At 69.2% G+C, this 5,821-nt stretch carries 8 protein-coding genes; 3 read left to right on the forward strand and 5 right to left on the reverse strand.

The window, feature by feature from the left end; all coding sequences use genetic code 11:
- Window positions 1-890, forward strand: an 890-nt coding sequence (locus I0Q12_RS11375; protein WP_231610456.1) for an AMP-binding protein, incomplete at its 5' end; no start/stop codon positions are given.
- Between the two features lie 25 nt (window positions 891-915).
- Here the strand turns inward: I0Q12_RS11375 and I0Q12_RS11380 are convergent.
- Genes I0Q12_RS11380 through I0Q12_RS11390 form a run of 3 tightly spaced genes read right to left on the reverse strand, consistent with a single transcriptional unit; the run spans window position 916 to window position 2,387 of the window.
- Window positions 916-1,536: a dihydrofolate reductase family protein gene (locus I0Q12_RS11380; RefSeq protein ID WP_197252020.1), complete on the reverse strand. Its 621-nt coding sequence runs from the start codon at window positions 1,534-1,536 to the stop codon at window positions 916-918.
- Entirely contained in the window at window positions 1,536-2,042 is a 507-nt protein-coding gene (locus I0Q12_RS11385; protein ID WP_197252021.1) for an SRPBCC family protein, read from the reverse strand. The genes I0Q12_RS11380 and I0Q12_RS11385 overlap by 1 nt, the downstream gene beginning before the upstream one ends.
- Before the next feature lie 3 nt (window positions 2,043-2,045).
- Window positions 2,046-2,387, reverse strand: coding sequence for a helix-turn-helix transcriptional regulator (locus tag I0Q12_RS11390; RefSeq protein WP_197252022.1), 342 nt, complete (start codon window positions 2,385-2,387; stop codon window positions 2,046-2,048).
- A 108-nt stretch (window positions 2,388-2,495) separates the two neighbouring features.
- On the opposite strand from I0Q12_RS11390, the gene I0Q12_RS34625 reads away from it, so the two are divergent.
- Window positions 2,496-2,624, forward strand: coding sequence for a hypothetical protein (locus I0Q12_RS34625; protein WP_269437598.1), 129 nt, complete (start codon window positions 2,496-2,498; stop codon window positions 2,622-2,624).
- 7 nt (window positions 2,625-2,631) lie between these two features.
- On the opposite strand, the gene I0Q12_RS11395 is transcribed toward I0Q12_RS34625, so the two are convergent.
- Complete coding sequence (locus I0Q12_RS11395; RefSeq protein WP_197252023.1) at window positions 2,632-3,093, reverse strand: DUF6194 family protein; 462 nt, start codon at window positions 3,091-3,093, stop codon at window positions 2,632-2,634.
- Between the two features lie 61 nt (window positions 3,094-3,154).
- Between I0Q12_RS11395 and I0Q12_RS11400 the strand changes: the two genes are divergently transcribed.
- Entirely contained in the window at window positions 3,155-3,883 is a 729-nt protein-coding gene (locus I0Q12_RS11400) for a MerR family transcriptional regulator (RefSeq protein ID WP_307846181.1), read from the forward strand.
- Here I0Q12_RS11400 and pepN read toward each other — a convergent pair.
- Window positions 3,870-5,821: aminopeptidase N (gene pepN / locus I0Q12_RS11405; RefSeq protein WP_197252025.1), on the reverse strand; the 1,952-nt coding region annotated here is incomplete at its 5' end. The genes I0Q12_RS11400 and pepN overlap by 14 nt on opposite strands.

A 5,821-nucleotide genomic window follows, 5' to 3' on the forward strand; every position in this document is an offset into this window, starting at 1 on the left:
TGCCGCTGTTCCACGTCCACGGGCTGATCCTCGGGGTCGTCGGCGCACTGCGGCACGGGTCGCCGCTCCATCACACCGTCCGGCCGACCCCGGATTCCTATGCGGCTGCGGCGGGCTCGCTGTACTTCGGGGTACCGACCGTCTGGTCGAGGGTCTGCGCCGACGAGTCGTCCGCTCGCGCCCTCGGCTCCGCGCGACTGCTCGTGTCGGGGAGCGCACCGCTCCCGGTGCCGGTCTTCGAACGGCTGCGGGCGTTGACCGGATCGGCGCCCATCGAGCGCTACGGCATGAGCGAAACCATCATCACGCTGAGCACCCGGGTGGACGGCGAACGCCGCCCCGGGTGGGTCGGCCTCCCGATCGACGGGGTCCGCAGCCGGATCCGGGACGCTTCCGGCGGCGACGTGCCGCACGACGGCGAGACCCTGGGCAACCTCGAGATCACGGGCGCCACCCTCTTCGACGGATATCTCCGCAACCCGGAGAAGACCGCCGAGTCGATGACCGCCGACGGATGGTTCCGGACCGGGGACATCGCAGTCGTGGACGAAACAGGATTCCATCGCATCGTCGGCCGCGAGTCGATCGACATGATCAAGTCGGGCGGCTACCGGATCGGCGCCGGCGAGGTGGAGGCGGCACTGCTCGATCACCCGGACGTCGGCGAGGCCGCAGTCGTCGGAGTCCCCGACGACGATCTCGGTCAGCGCATCGTTGCATTCGTCGTCGGCGAAGGAAACGACGCGCGGACGCTCTCCGACTTCGTCGCACGCACCCTGTCGATCCACAAGCGGCCCCGGGAGATCCACTTCGTCGACACGCTCCCTCGCAACGCTATGGGCAAGGTGCAGAAGAAGATTCTCGTGGAAGAGCACCAGGCCGGGCGGTGAGCGCCCCGGCTCGGCGCCCACACAGCTACCGGCGGCGCACGGCGTAGGTCAGGTGGGTCACCCTCGGCGAGGACTCCACGTGTACCGGCTCCAGGGCCACTCGCTCCGCGTCCACACCCTCGAACAGGCGGATCCCGGAGCCGAACAGCACCGGTGACAGCGCGATCGAGAACTCGTCGATCAGGCCGGCGTTCAGGTACTCGAGGATCGTGGCGTCGCCGCCCGCGATGCGGACGTCCCGGTCGCCGGCGGCCACTCGGGCCCGTTCGAGCGCGGCCTCGATACCGTCGTTGACGAAGTGGAAGGTCGTGCCGCCGGGCCGTTCCCACGGGTCACGCTTCTCGTGTGTCACGACGAACACCGGGGTGTGGAACGGCGCATCTTCCGGCCACCCCTGCTCGCCGCCGTCGAACATGCGCTTGCCCATCACGCTGGCGCCGGTACGTTCGAACGTCTGACGCAGGATGTCGTTGTCGCGTCCTTCCTCACCACCCTCGCCGAGTTTCAGGTTCTCCCGGAAGAATCGCTGCGGAAAGACCCACTGCTGCAGTTCCATCCACTGCCGGCCCATCAGGTCGTCGAGGGACTCGGGCGCGATGAATCCGTCCAGCGACATGGACACGCTGAAGAACACCTTCCCGGTCATCAGCCCTCCGCCGCCTTCCGGACGATCTCGGTGACATAGGCGTCCAGGTGGCTCAAGGTCTGCCGGCCGCCCTCGACCGCGTGGTACTGCTCGACCGCCTGATCGCGCAGCTCCTTGGTGGGGAACACCGTGCGCATCTCGATCCGGGTCGCCGCACCGGCGGGCTCGAACGTCAGGACCGACTCGAAAGCGCTCGGGTCGCCGCGGAACTCGCCGTGGACCAGCGCGATCCGCTCCGGCGGGGAGATCTCGGTCCAGGAGATCCACTCCTGGTAGTCCGTCCCGTCCAGGCCGTGCATCACGAAGTCCCACTCCCCGCCGACGCGGAAGTCGAACGCCCGCGTCGTGGTCGTGAATCCGTCCGGACCCCACCACCGTGACAGGTGCCGCACGTCGGTGAACGCCTCGAACACCAGATCCCTCGGGGCCTTGATGATTCGGTCGATCACGATCTCGCGGTCCGCCGTCGTGGACCGAGTCGGCACTCCTCGTCCCGTTGCGCTCATCAGCTATTCCTCTCGCGTTGTTTGCCCGAGTTCTCGCACGTACTTGTCCAGCCGGTCGAAGCTCTGGTTCCAGAACCGCTCGAATCCGCCGATCCACTCGTGAACCGGCCGCAACCCGCGGGCGTCGAGGCCGTACAGGCGTTGCTTGCCGACCCTGCGGTCCCGCACCAGCCCGACCTCCCGGAGCACCCGCAGGTGTTTGGACGCCCCCGGCTGCGTCATCCTCAGCTCCTGGGCCAACTCGGTCACCGGTCGCTCCCCCGCGCGCAGCAGCATCAGGATCTCCCGGCGCTGCGGCTCCGCGATCGCGTTGAAGACGTCCGACGTCGTTGCTGCTCGTGCCATCACCCAATCATATTCCCATATCGGAATGCGTCAATGGCAGAGAACCGGGAGGCTTCTACCGATGGGTCGCCGCACCGAACGTGTCCGACCCCACCGGCTTCATCTGCCATGACGAACACTGCCACGATCGGGTGGATCGCCTCCGAACTCGAGGGCGTCACCGAGTTGCTGCAGGCCGCGTACACGCGGATGAACGCGGTGAATGCCCGGGCGCGGTTGCTGTATCCCCGAGCGTGAAGGCAGGTCAGCGCCCCGGCCGGTAGCGCGACCGCGCCAGCGCGTGGGCCTGCGCCAGCAACTCCCGCACGTCGGCGTCGGTTCCGCGTCCCGGGTTCACGACCGACAGCCACCCGAGCGTGCCGTACACCGGATGCGCGAAGATCCGGTCTACCACGCTCGGGTCGGTCTCGAGCGTCCCCGCCTCGCGCGGTCGCACGCCCGTCCGCGCGATGAACGCATCCTTTCCGGCGAAGACGTTGAGCCGGAAGGCATCCGGACGATTCAGCTGTGACTTCTCGTCACCCGGGTAGTCCTTGGTCACGATCGTCGCGAACGGCTGGGTCCTCTCCGGTATCCGCCCGTCCGGGGCGTAGTAGAAGAACGTGTCGCCCCAGCTGATCTCGGGTGAGCCGTCGCCGGGAACCGGCCGCAAGGCCAGCACGCCGCCGGGTTCGGTGACGAAGTCGATGATCTCGTCGATACTCATGTCTCGAGTGTTTCATTCAAGTGCTTGTGGAGACCGGGACCGCAAACAGCGAGGAGAATCGGTGGAAAGTCGCTATTCGCGGCTGCGCACGAGCGACGTCGCGCGCGGTGCCGGGTACTCGGTCCAGCAGATCCGCAATCTCGAACGCGACGGCGTGCTGCCACCGGCGGCCCGATCGGATACCGGCTACCGGATCTACGGCGAGGAGCACCTGGAATCCGCATGCGCCTACCGGGCCCTGGCTGCGGGGGTGGGGCCGGTCGAGGCGAAGGCGATCGTCCGCGCGGCGCATACCTACCCGGCGTCGGATCTGCTCGCGCTCCTCGACGCAGCCCACGCACGCCTCCACACCGAACGCCGCGACCTCGCGCTCGCGCAGGAGGCGGCGGCGGCGATCTCCACCGAACCGATCGACGACGTCCACCCCTCCGACGCCATGAGCATCGCCGAACTCGCCGGCGCGCTCGGGGTGCGGGTCTCGACGCTGCGGCACTGGGAAGCGGAAGGGCTCCTCGTGCCGGACCGGGCCGGGGCGCGCGGCCCGCGCCGCTACTCCCCCACCGACGTGCGGGACGCGCGCATCGTCCATCAGCTGCGCCTCGCCGGGTACCGCATCCCGCAGCTGCGGCAGGTGCTGCCCCGGTTGCGGGCCGCCCGCGGCCGCGCCGAGCTGAGCGCGGCGCTGACCGCCCGGGGCGAGAACATCGATGCCCGCGCGCGGGCCCTGCTCGACGGTGCTGCCGCGCTTCGATCGCTGATCGGCCCGGCGCAATCCCCTAGGGTCGGTTGACCAACTGAGCCCGCAGGTCGCGGGCGAGATGGTCGCGCTGCTCGAGCACCAAGCGGCGCAGCGCCCCCGGAGCGTCCGGGTGCGCATCCAGCCAGCCGTCGGCGAGTGCGACGGTGTCGGTGTCCGGGAACAGGCCGACGACGATCCGCCGGGCGATCTCGATACTCCGCTCGTCCCACACCCCGCGGATCGCGGCGAAGTAGTCGGTGTCGTAGCGCGCGGTCAGGTCTCGTCGACCACCGGCGCGGAATCCCGCGATGGTCGCGTCGAGGTGCTCGTTGGACAGGCTGCGATCGGTGAGGATCGCGGTCCACGCGGTGGCTTTGACGTCGGCGGCGGGTCGGGCCGCGAGGGCACGCAGGTGCGCGGTGCGACCGGAACCGGTGTCGTCGCGGGTCAGTTCGCCGTCGAGGTCGGCGGCGTCGGCATGCCCGGTCGCGGCCAGCGCCAGCCACAACGACCAGCGCAGGTCCGGGTCCAGCGCCAGTCCCTCGGGCGGCGGCGCGGCGCCGTCGAGGACGGCCCGGATGTCCGCGGCGCGGGCGTCGTCGTAGACGGCCGCCGCCGCGACCGTCCGCGCCCAGGCGAGTTGCGCGCCGGAGCCGGGATCCGCGGCGTGCAGCGCGGCCCACGCGGAGTCGAGCCACGCGCGACGGTAGCCGGAGCGCGCCGCTTCCGGCAGGTAGTGCTCGATCGCGGTGGCGACATTGGTCTGCACGGAGCCGAGCAGCGCGAGGTTCGATTCGGCCGGGGCGAAGCGCTGCGCCATCGTCACGTACCGGGTGGCGAGCAGTTCGGCGTCACGGGTGGCGTTCCACAACGCCGACCACACGAGACCGCGGGCGAGCGGATCGGTGATCCGGTCGAGCGACTCCTCGACGGTGGCGAGGGAGCGCGTGTCGAGCCGGATCTTCGCGTAGGTGAGGTCGTCGTCGTTGAGCAGCGTGAGCGGTGCGTCGGCGAGGTCCACCCGCGTGCGGCGCTGTTCGAGATCGACCTCGATGCGGTAGCGCCGCACCAGGTTTCCGCTTTCGTCGAAGTCGTACTGCCCGACCGCGAGGCGGTGTGGCCGCGGATCGCTCTGGACGATCTCGAACCCGTCGCTTCCGGCGGGTTCGAGGGTGAGCGTGGAGACGCCGGTGGTCTGCAGCCACGCGCGCGCCCAGCCGGTCAGGTCACGCCCCGAGGTCGCCGACAGTTCGGTGAGCAGATCGTCGAGGGTGGTGTTGCCGAAGGCGTGGGCACGGAAGTAGCGGCGAGCACCTTCGAAGAACGCGTCCCGGCCCACATACGCGACGAGTTGCTTCAGGACGGAGGCACCCTTGGCGTAGGTGATGCCGTCGAAGTTCAGTTTGGCGGCTTCGAGGTCGACGATGTCCGCGACCACCGGATGCGTGGTGGGCAGCTGGTCCTGCAGGTATGCCCACGCCTTGCGCCGGTTCGCGAACGCCACCCACGCGTCGGTGAACTCGGTGGCCTCCGCGCTGACGAGCGAACCCATGTAGTCGGCGAAGGATTCCTTGAGCCACAGGTCGTCCCACCACTTCATGGTGACGAGGTCGCCGAACCACATGTGCGCCATCTCGTGCAGGATCGTGTTCGCCCGGCCCTGGTACTGCGCCGCGGTCGCCGCGCCCCGGAAGACGTAGGACTCGGTGAAGGTGACACAGCCGGGGTTCTCCATCGCACCGAGGTTGTATTCGGGTACGAACACCTGGTCGTACTTGCCCCAGGGGTACGGGTAGCCGAAGTGCTCGGCGAAGAAGTCCAGCCCCTGCTCGGTGATCTCGACGATCGCGTCGGCGTCGAGGTACTGCGCGAGCGACGCCCGGCACAGCACACCGAGGTCGACGGTGAGATCGCCCCGGCTCCAGGATGATTCGACCAGATGATAGGGGCCGGCGACAACCGCCGTGATGTAGGTGGACATCGGCGGGG

This window comes from Rhodococcus sp. CX (assembly GCF_015865005.1).
Classification (GTDB): domain Bacteria; phylum Actinomycetota; class Actinomycetes; order Mycobacteriales; family Mycobacteriaceae; genus Rhodococcus.

Excerpts from the sequence above, each read along its gene's own strand:
- I0Q12_RS11380 (WP_197252020.1), bottom strand. The coding sequence starts at position 1,536 with ATGACCGGGAAGGTGTTCTTCAGCGTGTCCATGTCGCTGGACGGATTC.
- I0Q12_RS11385 (WP_197252021.1), bottom strand. The coding sequence starts at position 2,042 with ATGAGCGCAACGGGACGAGGAGTGCCGACTCGGTCCACGACGGCGGAC.
- I0Q12_RS11390 (WP_197252022.1), bottom strand. The coding sequence starts at position 2,387 with ATGGCACGAGCAGCAACGACGTCGGACGTCTTCAACGCGATCGCGGAG.
- I0Q12_RS34625 (WP_269437598.1), top strand. The coding sequence starts at position 2,496 with ATGACGAACACTGCCACGATCGGGTGGATCGCCTCCGAACTCGAGGGC.
- I0Q12_RS11395 (WP_197252023.1), bottom strand. The coding sequence starts at position 3,093 with ATGAGTATCGACGAGATCATCGACTTCGTCACCGAACCCGGCGGCGTG.